Origin of the sequence: Psychrobacter sp. KH172YL61 (assembly GCF_007182895.1) — a bacterium.
In the GTDB taxonomy this organism is placed as follows: domain Bacteria; phylum Pseudomonadota; class Gammaproteobacteria; order Pseudomonadales; family Moraxellaceae; genus Psychrobacter; species Psychrobacter pacificensis.
Genome location: NZ_AP019516.1, coordinates 1352531 through 1368047, shown reverse-complemented (window position 1 = coordinate 1368047; position 15517 = coordinate 1352531). Strand labels below are relative to the sequence as shown.

General features: G+C 43.9%; 7 protein-coding genes and 6 pseudogenes. 5 read left to right on the top strand and 8 right to left on the bottom strand.

Annotated features, from left to right (window positions below; translation table 11 throughout):
• Window positions 1-29: 29 nt before the first annotated feature.
• A pseudogene (locus PKHYL_RS07310) lies at window positions 30-1109 on the top strand (3-deoxy-7-phosphoheptulonate synthase).
• A gap of 228 nt (window positions 1110-1337) precedes the next feature.
• Here the strand turns inward: PKHYL_RS07310 and pepN are convergent.
• A pseudogene (pepN, locus tag PKHYL_RS07300) lies at window positions 1338-3937 on the bottom strand (aminopeptidase N).
• 408 nt (window positions 3938-4345) lie between these two features.
• On the opposite strand from pepN, the gene PKHYL_RS07295 reads away from it, so the two are divergent.
• From PKHYL_RS07295 to PKHYL_RS07285, 3 genes are all read left to right on the top strand, one after another.
• Entirely contained in the window at window positions 4346-4981 is a 636-nt protein-coding gene (locus PKHYL_RS07295) for a DUF6231 family protein (RefSeq protein ID WP_093069943.1), read from the top strand.
• A 281-nt stretch (window positions 4982-5262) separates the two neighbouring features.
• Window positions 5263-5781 (top strand): peptidoglycan-associated lipoprotein Pal, encoded by a 519-nt coding sequence (gene pal, locus PKHYL_RS07290; RefSeq protein WP_093069940.1) that lies wholly within the window; start codon window positions 5263-5265, stop codon window positions 5779-5781.
• Window positions 5782-6176: 395 nt separating this feature from the next.
• Window positions 6177-6914 carry a 4'-phosphopantetheinyl transferase superfamily protein gene (locus PKHYL_RS07285; RefSeq protein ID WP_240366372.1) on the top strand — a complete coding sequence of 246 codons (738 nt, stop codon included), beginning with the start codon at window positions 6177-6179 and terminating at the stop codon, window positions 6912-6914.
• A gap of 119 nt (window positions 6915-7033) precedes the next feature.
• Here PKHYL_RS07285 and PKHYL_RS07280 read toward each other — a convergent pair whose 3' ends face one another.
• Entirely contained in the window at window positions 7034-7921 is an 888-nt protein-coding gene (locus tag PKHYL_RS07280; protein ID WP_240366371.1) for a hypothetical protein, read from the bottom strand.
• A gap of 599 nt (window positions 7922-8520) precedes the next feature.
• On the opposite strand from PKHYL_RS07280, the pseudogene PKHYL_RS07275 reads away from it, so the two are divergent.
• A pseudogene (locus PKHYL_RS07275) lies at window positions 8521-9278 on the top strand (IclR family transcriptional regulator).
• Window positions 9279-9437: 159 nt separating this feature from the next.
• Here PKHYL_RS07275 and mmsB read toward each other — a convergent pair.
• The 6 genes and pseudogenes from mmsB to PKHYL_RS07245 all read right to left on the bottom strand — a co-directional run bounded on the left by mmsB (window position 9438) and on the right by PKHYL_RS07245 (window position 15425).
• Window positions 9438-10355: pseudogene (gene mmsB / locus PKHYL_RS07270) on the bottom strand (3-hydroxyisobutyrate dehydrogenase).
• Between the two features lie 95 nt (window positions 10356-10450).
• Window positions 10451-11710 (bottom strand): enoyl-CoA hydratase/isomerase family protein, encoded by a 1260-nt coding sequence (locus PKHYL_RS07265; RefSeq protein ID WP_240366370.1) that lies wholly within the window; start codon window positions 11708-11710, stop codon window positions 10451-10453.
• 72 nt (window positions 11711-11782) lie between these two features.
• Window positions 11783-12565 carry an enoyl-CoA hydratase gene (locus PKHYL_RS07260; RefSeq protein WP_240366369.1) on the bottom strand — a complete coding sequence of 261 codons (783 nt, stop codon included), beginning with the start codon at window positions 12563-12565 and terminating at the stop codon, window positions 11783-11785.
• Window positions 12566-12597: 32 nt separating this feature from the next.
• Window positions 12598-13257 carry an acyl-CoA dehydrogenase family protein gene (locus PKHYL_RS18705; protein ID WP_240366368.1) on the bottom strand — a complete coding sequence of 220 codons (660 nt, stop codon included), beginning with the start codon at window positions 13255-13257 and terminating at the stop codon, window positions 12598-12600.
• Window positions 13257-13642 (bottom strand): annotated as a pseudogene (locus PKHYL_RS18700) (acyl-CoA dehydrogenase family protein). Before PKHYL_RS18700 ends, PKHYL_RS18705 begins: the two are co-directional and overlap by 1 nt.
• Before the next feature lie 299 nt (window positions 13643-13941).
• Window positions 13942-15425, bottom strand: a pseudogene (locus tag PKHYL_RS07245) (CoA-acylating methylmalonate-semialdehyde dehydrogenase).
• Window positions 15426-15517: the final 92 nt, after the last annotated feature.

The following is a 15517-nucleotide window of genomic DNA, read 5'->3' as shown; positions in this document are numbered from 1 at the left end:
CCTATAAATCAGCTAGACGATATATAACCATGACAACATCAGTTACCCATAATGCAGACATTGACGACGTGAATATTGAAAAATTTATTCCTTTGATTACTCCCGCTGAGCTAAAAGCTGAGCTGCCTCTATCAGACGATGCATACAAAACCGTACTAAACGGTCGCCAAACGATCCAAAATATCTTGGACGGTAAAGACAAGCGTCTGTTTGTGGTCATTGGACCCTGCTCTATCCACGATATTAAAGCGGCCCATGAGTATGCCGATCGCTTAGCCGTATTGGCAAAAGAGATCGAAGACAGCGTATTTGTGGTCATGCGTGTTTATTTTGAAAAACCTCGTACCACGGTCGGTTGGAAGGGTATGATTAATGACCCTGACATGAATGACAGCTTTGATATCGAAAAGGCTTGCGTACTGCTCGCAAGTTATTGCTTGATCTCAATGAAAAGGCTTGCCTTGTGCGACTGAAGCCCTTGATCCAAATACGCCGCAGTACATGCAGGATTTAATTAGCTGGTCAGCGATTGGCGCACGTACTACCGAGAGCCAAACACACCGTGAAATGAGCTCAGGCTTATCTTGCCCAGTTGGCTTCAAAAACGGTACTGACGGCGGTATGACGGTTGCTGTCAATGCGATGCAGGCGGTTAAAGAAGGTCATAGCTTCCTAGGTCTATCCTCAGATGGTAAGGTCTCTATCATCAAATCGAAAGGCAACCCTTACGCACACGTGGTACTCCGCGGTGGTAATGGCAAGCCTAATTATGATGAAACGGCAGTTGCTCAAGTTGAGAACGAACTGGCAAAGGCAAAACCAATGGCAAAATCATGATTGACTCAAGCCATGCCAACTCAGGTAAAGATCCTTACTTACAGCCGATGGTTATCCAAAACGTCGCTGAGCAAATTCAAAATGGTAATAAATCAATCATCGGCATGATGATTGAGAGTCACCTAAAAGGCGGCAATCAAAAACTAACCGCTGATTTAAGTCAGCTTGAGTACGGTAAATCTATCACTGATGGCTGTCTAGACTGGGATAGCACTGTCACCGCATTGCGCGGCTTGCGTGATATGGTAAAAGATGTGCTACCAAACCGCTAATAGCCATTAACGATAGTATATCGTCAAGCAAAACTAGAAAGCCCTTTTCGTACTGATACGAAAGGGGCTTTTTATTGGGAGAATTTTAAGAAAAACATTTTCTTGAGCAGCTTAATTCTTAATGACAATTAATGCTATACGCACAATTAAATAAAGCCAACTCTAGTTTGAGGTTGGCTTTATTTTAAAGTTAATACTACAGCTAAATTATTTCCTAGCTATTATCAATCAGCTATTTGCAGCACCTAATACACTCTCTAAGCTTTCAAGCACATGCTTAGATGCAACGTTCTTGCGCAAGTCTGTTAGCTGCTCATGCGCCATTTGACGACGTGGTTCAGCCAACGTATTCCAACGTGCCAGCACTTGTAGCAGTCGCGACGCCAATACAGGGTTGGCATCATCGAGTTTTTGATCACGTCTGTATACATCTTCAGACCCTCTGCTGTCCATAGTACTGTTGGTTGCGAGCTAAAGGCACCGATAACTGAACGGACACGATTAGGGGTATTCCAATCAAAATCGGTATGCGCAATTAACGACTTGATAACATCAGGTGTCACATCATCAGCGGCGGCTTGCACACTGAACCACAAATCAATCACCAGATCGTTTGCTTGGAAACGCTTATAGAAATCGGTCAAATAATCATTGGCTTTTGGCAGCTGATGATTGACCATTGCTTTTAATGCACCAAAACGCTCTGTCATACAGCTAGCATGATCATATTGCTGTTGTGCCCAGTCGGCTGCACCTTCGACGTTAGCAGTCAGTGCCATATCAAGCACCACATTACGCAGCGCACGAATGCCTCGAGCTTGAGCACTGTCTTCATAAGACTGCATTGGCAGATCATTGTACAACGTAGCCCATTGATCTTTTAATTTATCTGCTACTTGCTGATATAGCCCATCGCGCTGCTCTTTCACTAGTACCGGATCGTAGTCTTGAGGAATAGCAGAAGCCAGCTCTTGCGCTGATGGAATATCAAGTAATCGTGCAGCCAGCATCGCATCATCAGCTGCTAAAACGGGCAACGTCTGTGCCAAGGCTTCTAAATACACATCAGGACTGCTCTTCGCACCTTGGCTTTGCAGTAAAATACGGTTGACTAGCATTTGGGTGACTTGCCAGCGGTTAAACCCATTGGTTTCATGCTTGAGCAAAATGCTAAGTCTGCATCTTGGTAATCATAGTTGAGCTGTACTGGCGCACTAAAATCACGCAGTAAAGACACAACAGGCTCACTTGCAATATTTTCAAACACAAACGTTTGCGTCGCCTCGTCAAGCAATAACATACGCTCAGCGACGATAGCGCCTGAATCTTTATCAAACAGTGCGGTTGCTACAGGTATCGGCAACGGTTTTGGTGCATCAAAGCCTTTCACATGACGTGTTTGCTGGTTCAAGGTAATCGTTAATGTCTGCGCTGCACTATCATAAGTTTGAGAGCCCGATACCACTGGCGTACCTGGCTGACGATACCAGTCGATAAAGTCCTCGATTTTGTCATCAGTGATGCTAAGGGCTGATAAAAGTCTTCTACCGTGACCGCTTGTCCATCGTAACGACGGAAATACTCGTCTGTTCCTTTGCGAAAATCATCCGGCCCTAATGTGTTCGCAATCATTCGTACGATTTCAGCGCCTTTCTCATAGACGGTCGTCGTATAAAAGTTATTAATCTCAACAAAGCTCTCTGGACGTACAGGGATGTGCTAATGGGCCTGCATCCTCTGCAAACTGATGTGCACGCAAGGTCGCCACATCATCAATACGCTGTACCGCACTTGACTGCTGATCCGCTGAAAATGATTGGTCACGGTAGACGGTAAAACCTTCTTTTAAGCACAATTGGAACCAATCACGGCAAGTAATACGGTTGCCCGTCCAGTTGTGAAAATATTCGTGAGCAATAATGGCTTTTACGCTAAAACTGCGCGCATCAGTAGTGGTCTCAGGGCTAGATAACACACAAGCGGTGTTAAAGATATTAAGACCCTTATTCTCCATTGCGCCCATATTGAACTGACTGACTGCCACAATCATATAGCGATCTAAATCATAGGCTCGGCCGTAATTGACCCTCATCCCACTTCATGGCGTCTTTTAAGGCTTGCATACCAACATCGCATTTATCGATATCGGCAGATTTTGCGTAAACCTCAAGTAATACGTCCCGACCTTCGCTGGTCGTATAAGAGTCTGTCAATACATCCAAATCAGCAATAACACAGGCAAATAAATAGCTGGGCTTGTTGGTTGGATCCTGCCAAATCGCATAATGACGCTCTGGCGCATCAGCAACCTCGCCTGCTTCAACTAAATTACCGTTAGCCAATAACGTCGGATAGCGCTTATCGGCTTCCAGTCGAGTGGTAAATATCGCGAGTACATCAGGGCGATCAGGATAAAAAGTAATCTTACGGAAACCCTCTGGTTCGCACTGAGTCACAAACATCGTGTCGTCACCACTACCTGCCATGTATAGACCTTCAAGCGCGGTGTTAGTTTGCGGGCAGATACGTACCTGAATGTCTAAGGTAACCTCATCAGGTGCTTCATAAATCGTTAGCTTGCCATCTTCTTGCTGGTAGTGCTCAGATGTTAACGCTTTATCATTCATGATAATAGACAGCAGCTCTAACGATTCGCCAAATAAGACAATATCCCCTATGGTTTGGCGTACCATCTTAAGCGTACTATTTACCTGAGCATAATCTTCAAACAGCTTAATGTCCAAATGGACCGTTTCCACATCAAAACTTGGTTTTTGGTAATCCTTTAGATTAATTTTACTTGGTGCATGTGGGGGTACATCTGGCATTTCAGGGTTGATGATCTGAGCATCGGTTTCAGCAGTAGACATGGTAATTTCCTATTATTATTGATGATATGTTATGAGTGTTATTGTTTTGCTATTCGCATTATAGCTTTCGTCTTGATAGCAACGTTTATGGCGCTCAAAGTCACAATGAAAGTCACAACGGGCGCATGTTATATATGGTTTCCTGCTTATAGGTAGATTGACCTAAATCCTTATATTTCAAGTATGGGCATCGAGATAACTGAGTTTATCCTTCATATACATTTCCTCGTATACATTCATGTGTGTTGGTTAGCCTCTATATGAATGATTAAATCAACAATTGGCTCACGTTATCAATTGGATAATGCCGATGAAAATGATTTAATAGGCGCACTAATAACTCACCTTTCATAAACGGCTTATTATATGACAACACACACTGCCAAATACTCAAAGATCACGTTACCTCTACTGATAGAGTATGTTGATGCTCTCATGCCTTCGCTTGATAACTCACTTGATAAACAAGCACAAACGATGACTAGACAGACTGATGACACTACTCAGCTGTTATGGGTAGCACACGACAAAACAGAATTATCAACTCTGCAAACACAGCTCAAGAAAACTACACATATTAAAGATACGAATGTTAAAGATGATAATAACGTATCAGCTGAAGCATGGCACGTCTCCACTTTATCAGAGCTTGCTAAACAGCCTGTGCTTGAACGATACGAGCTTGCTTGCTTTTGGCTACCCACCCTCTCACAAGAGCTGTTACATCAATACATCCCTGCCCTCATGCGTTATCGTGATCTTTATGCAGCACACTTGCTGGTTGCACTTGATAGTTCCATTGATTTGAAACCTTATGGATTTACGCCATTTGATATCTTAAGCGAGCCATCTTTAGATATTAGTGATATTGAATCCATCACGTCTTCCACTGTATCAGCGGCGCTTTGGCAGTTCAATTTATATGATTATAAACAGCTACCGAATTGGCTCAATGCTGATTACTGGGCCAATCCTGAAAACTGGGGCAAATACCGCTGGTGATATAGTGAATTCAGTATAAAAGCGATACAGTGGGACTGGGATAAATTTTTCGCAGCCTCTGTCTGCGTAGGCACAGCACGCAAGGAAAATTTAGACCAGTTCCACCTTGATATATAATGTATCTGTTTTATTTAGGATTGACTATACGTTACATATCTATCGTTATTTACAGTAAAACTACTTACATAAATTAACAGTTAGTATATGATGTCTAAAGATTGCCTGAGTTTTATCGTAAGCAGTTTAAAAAATAAATTTAATTAAAATTTTAGGAGCTCGTCATGTCAATCAGTTTTTCTAAGATCGCTGTTTTAGCTGTACTATCAAGCGCCGTTGCACTCACTACAGGTTGTGCGACTAAACGTGCTACCTCAGAGGTTGTGGTCGCGCCGCTAGGTATTCCAGGTGGTCAAGTTGGCTATAATGGTGCCGTCATCGTTGATAACTCAGCCGCTGTCATTACTGGTGCTGAAAACTTACAAGCGGTTGTCTACTTTGCTTTTGATAGCAGCGAAATCACTGCGCAAGCGGCGAGTGTCCTTAACCAACACGTGAGCCTATTAAACTCAAACCCAGCAGCTGGTGTCGTTATCGCAGGTCATACTGATGAGCGCGGTAGCCGTGAATACAATATGGCACTCGGTGAGCGACGTGCCCAAGCAGCACGTAATTATCTTGCTGCTCAGGGTGTCGCCGCCAACAACATCCGTGTCATTAGCTATGGTGAAGAACGTCCTGCAGCGGCTGGCAACACCGAAGATGCTTATGCACAAAACCGCCGTGCTGAGCTGTCTTACTAAGCGTCATTAAAAATCATTTGCTTTAAAAAAGCCCAGTAATGTTATATTACTGGGCTTTTTATATTCTATTGAGCTACAGTAGAACCTCAATAAAATTGATACAGCATAGGAAACGCGCTCGATTAAACGCTACTTTTCTTGCTTGCTGTGACTGCGTCTCCAGAGGCTGCGAAAAATAGCGTTTAATCTTGCTATACCATTTTTATAATGGTTTCACTATAAGTAAGATATAAATATTTCAAACTCAAATGTAAGATACCTAATTTTAAGTATATTATTTACATTTCTAAAAAAACTTTGTTTTCAATTAAAAATACTAATGACCACTCATGATAATACCAGTACTAAATATCACTAACGTCCAACTTACTCAACTCGACCATGAAACTTGGTGCGTGACTGCTCAAGTAAGTGATTTATCCAGTCCTGTAGGAATGAGCAACTTGTGGAACGACTCATACTGGTTATCAGTATATCCATCTTCACATATAGTCTTTACTGAGCTTCGTCATTTCAAATGGCATTATCATGCAGTACAAAAACCAATATCAAAACGTAGTATTGCTCATAGGCAACGTCAACAGCAGCGCCAAGGTGTAAGACAGTTACTACAAGCGCTACTTAACAAGCTAGAAATCAGCGATACCTTAGATGAGTCGAGCTTTCCCTATCGCCTTAGCAAAAGCAAGTATTACGTCTGTTTTAGCCATACAGCCGCTCATAACAAAGACAAATTCAATAAAAAATCTCATCAAAATATCCCTGCTATTTCATACAGCAAAATAGCAGCGGTCATCAGTCGTCGTCGCCCTGCTGGCATCGATATCGAGCGCAATGATGTTGCTTGGCATATCGTCAAGCGTTTTTACTCAGATAATGAAGTTACTATCTTACAGACATTACCAAAAAATCAGCGTGATTATATTGCAAAGTTACTATGGCAAATCAAAGAAAGCTTTATCAAGATCCATCAGTACACTTTGGCACAAGGTTTAGGTATAGATTACTCTGATGTCATTCCTGCCTTGACTGATGATATGAATAAAGACTTTATTACTATCAGTCATACTAACGATCAATCCAATCACCAAATTGCAGTATTGCAAGCAGATCAAACAGTCGTCGTTTTTTGATCATATCTGGCAATGCTCTCGTATTTATTATCTTCGCTTTCTTCTAGACATAAAAAAACGACCCTAGAAAGGGTCGTTTTTTTATTCTCTCTAATAACAGTCGTTAAACTGCGATTAGCTTAGAAGCGGTAAGTTGCACCAACTTTAACAATTGGCATCCACTCTAACCAGCTTTTATCTTCTAGATCTTTTTCAGCTTGACGCGCTGCATCTTGCGCCGCTACTACATTTCCGCCTTCACCAGTGTAACGAACGTTTGCATCTACTTTGCCCATATAAGCTGCACCTAGTTCACCAAATAAACCAAAGTTATTAGTGATATTAGGACGGAAGCCTACAGTTAAGTAAGGGGCTAACTTGTTACGGTGCTCAATACTACCTTCTAGGTTACCAACGTTATCACCGCCAAAATCTTCAGCTAAAGATTGGTCAAGAGTTGCATTACCAGCATAGAACTTGTTGCCATCAATACTGTAGTAACCTTCACCTTCAGCATTTGCACGAACATCAATATCGTTATCAGGAACGATGATACCAGCGCCCATTGTGAACCAGTTACCAGTAGGACGTAACTGTACACCTAAGTACGGGTTGCTAAAATCTGTATCTACGTCATAGTTGATGTCATTTGCATCGAAGTCACCGCCGAATAGGTCGGCAACATCGCCACCTGCCCAACCAGCTTGTAGTTCAGTTTTCTCGTTAAGTGACCAACCGATGTTAGCGCCATAACCTAAAGTACCAACTTCAGCACTAACAGATGCTGGGTTAACAGCTGTTTGGAAGAAAGTTTTAGTACCACCAACTACAGCACCAGTAGTGTTGCGTACGATACCAGCATCAGAGTTATATGCATAAGCAGGTTCTGCTTGGTAGGCAACAGCCACTGGTTCAGCTTTGTATACTACCGCATCGTTATTATCAACAACGATAACCGGATCAGCGGCTAATGCAGCAGTTGATGCTAGAACAGCAGCAGAGATAGCTGTAAGTTTAATAAGTTTCATAATTATTCTCCTAAAGTGTAAAGTAACTCGCCCGTAAAAAATGATAATTTTGCTCTTTTTTAAACCACCATTTTGTTGAGTTGAAGAGATTAAAACAATTTTGACTCAAAAAGTCACCCCCATGGATGCGCTTTTTATTTGCCGTTATGTAAAGATTGCATAGTTACTGTAATAATTGCTACACCAACCTGCAAAACTTTGAATTCCTGTTACACAACTCTCTCAAAGCAATTAATCAGGGTAGACATGAATACTGATCCGCTTAATGTTCATGTGAGGGTATTACAAAATGTTTCATCATAATGTCTGAGTAAGCCACTCAACTCAACAGCAGTTATATAGCTTATTACTACAGAATGTTGCAATGTGTGAGTTGAGGTATCTACTGTTTCGCTTAGAAAAAATTGTAAATATGGAAGCTAACAGTACAAATGTTCTTATATAGTGTCACCAAGCCTTGTCTCAGCTTGATATTGTGCTAAATTAGACATAGAAATAGATCTATTGTGGGAATGCAGATTTATTACTATTTATCTTCGTTATGAAAACATTATAGTCTCGTCAGCCTCACCCCCTTTTACTACTACTGAGCCTTTTATATGCCTAAAGTATCCTCGATCACCCGTGTGTTAGAGATCATAGAAGCCGTGTCATATGCTTCTAAACCTCTCTCTCCACTTGAGCTATCGCAAGAGTTGGATATTCCTAAACCGACCATACACCGTTTAATTCAGAATTTGGTCGACGATGGTTTTTTGACCGTTGATATCGGTGGCGGTATTGTTCCTGGTAAACGGGTTCGCAATCTGAGCGTTGAGCTTTGGCAGCAGCGCTTATTATTTAATGAGCGCCAGATGATTTTGCAAAAACTGGTTGATGAGCTTAAAGAAACTTGCGGTATCGGTGTTCCTTATCATATGAATATGATTTATACCAACCGCGCACAAACGACCTTACCATTGCAGATATACCTCCCAGTAGGTGCAAAGTCGCCCATGTGGTGTACGGCAACTGGTAAATTGTATTTGAGCCAACTGTCTACCACCAGTCGTAATAAAATATTGCAGGGTTTACCATTAGACAAATTCACCAAAAACACCATCACCGATATTGATGCTTTGAATGCCGAGCTCGACCGTATCGCTACCACTGGCATTGGTATTGATAACGAGGAGTTTATCTCTGAAATGGTGGGGTGGCGGTGCCTATATTAGATAAAAAGTCGCGCTATCTGGCCTCATTGTACCTGCATGCACCAACGATACGCGTATCGCTCGACGAATTACTGACTCATGTACCTCGACTACAGCAAGCAGCGCAAGATATTCAAGCTCTCGTGTATGACTTACAAAGCTAATAGAGTCATTGCTCATTCATTACTATGATCAAATAAAAAAGGTTCATGCTATAAATGTAGCATGAACCTTTTTCATCTAACAAGCCCTCTTTAATCAGTCCTCACTATTCACGATAGTAAGAGTGATTGAGTATATGAGTCGTTATTTCTAAGGTAATTCTAAAACAATACCGAGGCATCATGACGGCCCATAATACTAGAGAAGTCTTTATCACCGTTCTCAAGCGTATGCGTGGCATATAACTCTGTTGCCTTGGCACCCATTGGCGTGTCTACATGAGTATCCTTTGCCGTTTGCATAGCAAGATTGAGATCTTTTGCATCAGCTTACTCATAAAGCCACCTTGGTAGCCATTGCTAGAGGGAACGTTTTCCATAACTTGCGGATAAGGGTTATAGACCTCTAACGTCCAGTTACGGCCTGAGCTTTGTAGCATAATATCTGATAATACTTTGGGATCTAGACCGTTCTTCACCCCTAAATTAATCGCCTCTGCCGTGCCTGCCATTAGGATACCTAACAGCATGTTGTTGCAAATCTTCGCAACTTGTCCTGCACCATGTTCGCCTGCATGAAAAATATTTTTCCCCATTACAGCGAGTATCGGCTCAGCTTTGGCAAAAGCGTCGTCATCACCACCAATAATAAAGGTCAAGCTACCAGCAATCGCCCCGCCTGTCCCGCCAGACACGGGGGCATCCAAAAAGTCGATGCCAAGATGGCTTGCAGCGTCTGCCACTGTCCTAGCATCAGCAGCCGCTATTGTACTACTATCAATCACAAGCGTGCCTTTTGGTAATTCTGCCAGCAGACCATTAGCGCCACTATCGCCCAGATACACAGAGTGCACATGCTGACCCGCCGGCAGCATACTAATGACAACTTGAGCATTGCTCGCCGCATCTTTAGGACTCTGTGCCACGCGAGCACCTGCTTTTTCTAGGCGCTGGGTTGCTGCATCAGACAAATCAAAGACAGAAAGTGTATATCCTGCCTTTAATAAGTTTTCTGCCATAGGCGCACCCATATTACCAAAGCCCAATAAAGGCAATATTTGGTTTAGAGTTATTATCCATCATCACTGTATCTTTTGTACCCATCTCATCACTCCTTGATGATTTATGATGTAGCCATTGCTACATACTATTTGACAATATTTGTTGGTAGATAATTAGCGCACATACTGACTGCCCAAAGCTTCCTCACCCAGCCAATCTTCTAGAGGGTGCTCACCTTTTGGATAAGGATTGGCAAAGTGCTTATCGATATACGCTTGGCCTTCTACACTTACGCAGTCTGCCAACGAGCGCGACCACTGCGGATCTTTATCTTTATCAATCAATAACGCACGCACACCTTCTTTAAAATCAGGATTGGCTGCACAATGTACCGCCACGTTGGTTTCTAAATATAAAACTTGTTCTATCGATAAATCAGCGACTTTGTGATACAGCGCGTAGGTTAACGCTGCTGTCACTGGGCAACCATGACGATAGGTTGCAACTGCTCGCTGAGTCCAACTGTCTTCTGAAAAATCTTTATTTAACTGTACTAGCGCTTCATCACTTTGTAGCAATGCATCGATATCTGCCAAACTGCCACTGTTCATCAATTTTTGGATAGGCTGCCAGTAGGTCGCGAGCTTACTATCAGACAACTCGGCTACTGGCAGCTCAGCAAGTGCACGGCTGACGATACTATGCGCACTATTATGATGGAACTTGTTTGAACTACTGGCACTATCGAGCGTTTGCCAGTCGCTCTGCTTAAGACGTTGTATGACAGCATCATAATCATGACTTGCAACAGCATACTCTGCTAGGTTGGCCAACAGCGCGTCATTGCCATTGCACATCGCGCCAGTCAAGCCTAAGAACAAACCTGTTTTGGCAGGCATCCGCTGCAAAAACCAACTGCCTGAGGCATCAGGGAACAGTCCAATGGTAATCTCAGGCATAGCAAAACGCGTGCGCTCAGTGACCAGACGATGACTGCATCCTGCCATTAGCCCCATACCGCCGCCCATGATGATGCCATCACCCCAAAGTATTAATGGTTTTGAGTAAAAGTGCATTTGACGATAGAGGCGATACTCGTGGCTGAAAAACTCAGTGGCATAAGGGTTTGGTATCGGCGCACTAGTAGACATACTGTCATAAAGCTTACGAATATCACCGCCTGCACAGAACGCTTTATCCCCAGCGCCTTTTAACACAATCGCCACTACTTGGTCATCCGCTTGCCACTCCTCTAACTGCGCTGCTAGCAGTTGACACATATCAACACTGAGCGCATTAAGCGATTTTGGTGTATTGAGTGTCATTACCCCAATTAGGTGCCCGCAATCTGTTGGTTCAGTATTGAACAATACAGATGCCTCTTGCTCGGTATTGTTCAAAGAGTTTTGGGTATCGTCGGTAGCTGCTGTCATAAAAGTGACCTACAAAGTTAAAAAAGTTAAATAATGTCATGAGTGTTATGACCCAAGCATTTTAAGCAATGCTTATTTGTTTTGCCAATTGGGTTGACGCTTTTCTAAAAAGGCTTGCACCCCTTCACGCTGATCCATTGTGTCAAATAGCTTAACGAAAGCTTCACGCTCATGGATCAAATTTTGCGCAGGTGGCGTGTCTCTAGCCGCTTGAATCAGCGCTTTGGAATAACTGACGGCGACGGGTGATTGCTTAGCGACTTTATTTGCCAAATCTTGAGCGGCTTGTAGTCCCTCACCTTTTGTAGTGACCTCTTCAACCAGACCGATACGCAGTGCGGTATCTGCATCAACGCGCTCACCGCACAGTATCATGCGCTTGGCCCAACCTTCACCCACTAGCCAAGGTAGGTTTTGCGTACCGCCTGCACAGGGCAGTAATCCCACACCTGTCTCTGGCAGTGCCATCTGGGCGTGCGCTTCTGCAATACGAATATCACACGCGAGCGCACACTCCAGTCCACCGCCCATCGCATAGCCGTTGATGACGGCGATACTGACACCGCGATAGGCAGACAGGGCTTCGAACGCCTCACCAAATGCAATCGCCATACTGATAGCGCGTCCTTTGTCCCCATCCAAAAAGTTATTCAAATCTGCACCAGCCGAGAAGAACTTTTCTCCATCTCCATGCACGATTAATGCGTAAACATCGTCCTTGGCATTAAGATCTGTGATGAGCTGCTTAAGCGCATGCAAACTGTCCATCGTCCACGTATGCGCCGGTGGATTGCTCAACGTCAATGTTGCGGTATGACCATCAATTGATAGCTGTAGATTGGTATAATCTGTCATAAAACATCCTTGTTTCAGTAGATCGAGATAAATTAGCGAAGTTGGCTTAGCCCTTCATCTTGCAAGACTTGACGTGAAATAATCACGCGCATGATCTCATTGGTGCCTTCTAAAATTTGATGCACACGTAAGTCTCGTACATGGCGCTCAAGCGGATACTCGTTTAAATACCCATAGCCACCGTGCAATTGCAGAGCTTCATTGGCAACATCGAAACAAAGGTCGGTGGAGAGACGCTTTGCCATTGCGCAGTAGGTAGACGCTTGCCCATCATTGTTATCGACTTTACTTGCTGCAAGATACAGCATTTGCCGTGCAGCGATGGTCTGAGTCAACATATCAGCAAGTTTAAACTGTACCGACTGTAAGCTAGCAATTGGACTGCCAAACTGGCTGCGCTCTTGTACGTAACTGGTTGCCGTCTCTAATGCAGCCTGCGCCGTACCCACGGCGCAAATACCGATATTGATACGACCACCGTCTAGACCTTTCATCGCGATACGAAAACCTTGACCTTCTTCACCTATTAGGTTTTCTGCTGGGACTTTGACATCTTTAAAGCTAATCGTTCGTGTCGGCTGTGCTTTCCAGCCCATCTTATGCTCGTTTTTGCCATATTCGATACCAGCACTATTGGCATCTACAACAAACGCTGATACACCTTTTGGCCCAGCACCACCAGTACGCGCCATCACCACCAATACATCGGTCGAGCCTGCACCAGAGATAAAGGTTTTTCGCCGTTCAGTACGTAATGGTCGCCTTGTTTATCCGCTTTGGTACGGAGTGAGGCCGCATCAGAGCCTGCATTTGGCTCTGTTAAGCAATAGCTGCCAAGCCACTCACCGCTGACCATATTGGGCAAGTATTTTTTGCATAAGGGTTCGCTACCATATTCGCCGATCATCCAGGCGGCCATATTATGAATGCTCATATAAGCCGCCACGGACGTATCACCCCATGCCAGCTCTTCGAATACCATTGCTGAGTCGAGCCTTGGCAGGCCCAAGCCATCATATTCTGGATTGGTGTATAGTCCCAAAAACCAAGCTCACCCGATTTTTTGATGATGTCCACTGGGAAATGCGAGGTGCGATCCCATTCAGCAGCATTCGGTTTAAGCTCTTTTGCGCAAACTGACGGGCTGTTTGACGAAAAGCAACTTGGTCATCGGTCAATGAAAAATCCATAGGGTCATCCTTGTTCTTATAGATTAAATAGAGGGCTTAAATCTCAGATAAACGTCAATAAAAACGCTGGTCAGAGATTTTATAGGACATTAGCGCTATATGATAACGGCATAACGATAATAAAATTGCGTTCAATAGTACCGCAAGTCGTATTAACGTTATACCGAAAATACAGTAATCCGACGATCAAATCGAAATCGTCGTGTTAACACCGCGGCTCGCTTCATCATCGAACCAACGTGCCGTCACTGTCTTCGTCTGAGTATAGAACTGTACGGCTTGCTTGCCATAAGGACCTAGGTCGCCAAGTTTACTGCCACGTGAACCTGAGAATGAGAACATTGGAAGTGGCACAGGAATTGGCAAATTAATACCGATTTGACCGACTTGGATATCTTGTTGGAATTTGTGGGCTGCTGCTCCTGACTGGGTAAATATCGCGGTACCATTGCCATGTGGATTGGCATTGAGCAGTGCAATCGCTTCGTCCAAGCTATCAGCGCGCATAATACACAGCACAGGGCCAAAGATCTCTTCTTTATAGATTTGCATGTCGCTTGTGACATTATCAAAGATAGTCGGCCCAACAAAGTTACCGTTCTCAAACCCTTCAACAGTAATTCCGCGCCCGTCAAGTATCAAGCTTGCGCCCTCTTCTACCCCTGTACCGATGAGATGCTCGACACGGGCTTTTGCAGCAGGAGAAATCAATGGTCCTAAATCTTTATCATTTTTACCTGCTGAGACAACTAAACTTTCTGCTTTGGCTTTAATCTCGTCAATCCATTCACCAGCTGCGCCCACTAGCACGACCACTGACAATGCCATACAGCGTTGACCAGCGGCACCGAACGCCGCGCCCGCTAGCTGATTGAGCGTTTGCTCTTTATTGGCATCAGGCAAGATAACACCGTGGTTTTTTGCACCCATCATGCATTGGGCGCGCTTACCTGATTGGCTGGCACGCTCATAGACATGTTTACCAACGTTGGTAGAACCCACAAAAGAAACCGCTTTGATATCTGGATGATCACAGATAGCATCAACGGTAGCTTTGCCACCGTGCACTACGTTCAGCACACCTTCTGGTACTCCCGCTTCAATCGCTAGCTCAACTAAGCGCATAGTCACCATCGGATCTTGTTCAGACGGTTTTAGGATGAATGTATTACCTGTAGCAATCGCCATTGGGAACATCCATAGCGGAATCATCGCGGGGAAGTTAAACGGCGTAATGCCAGCACAAACACCGAGTGGTTGCCAAATACTATAAGTATCAACGCCTGATGCGACGTTTTCTACAAAGTCGCCGATTTGCAAATTGGCGATACCAGCGGCATGCTCTACCACTTCTAGGCCGCGGAACACATCACCGCGCGCATCAGCAATCGTTTTGCCTTGCTCTGCGGTCAAGATTTCTGCCAACTCATCCATATGCTCGCGAATAAGTGCTTGATAGGTCAAAAGATACGCGCACGTGTGGTGATTGGCGTTTTGCGCCAGGTTTCAAACGCTGTCTGTGCGGCGGCAACCGCTTGATTAATCTCATCATTGGTGGTTTGAGGGACTTTTGCGATGACTTCTTGAGTTGCTGGATCGGTGATATCAATCCATTCGTCGGTATTTGATTGTACGAACTGACCATTGATGAGCTGCTGAACGTGGTGCATAAGATATCCTTATCTTTTTTGCGAGACTACCGTGTGACGGTATCTGAGTATTCATTAAAAGTTAAGCGCTATAAATAGTTATTTGCAAAATA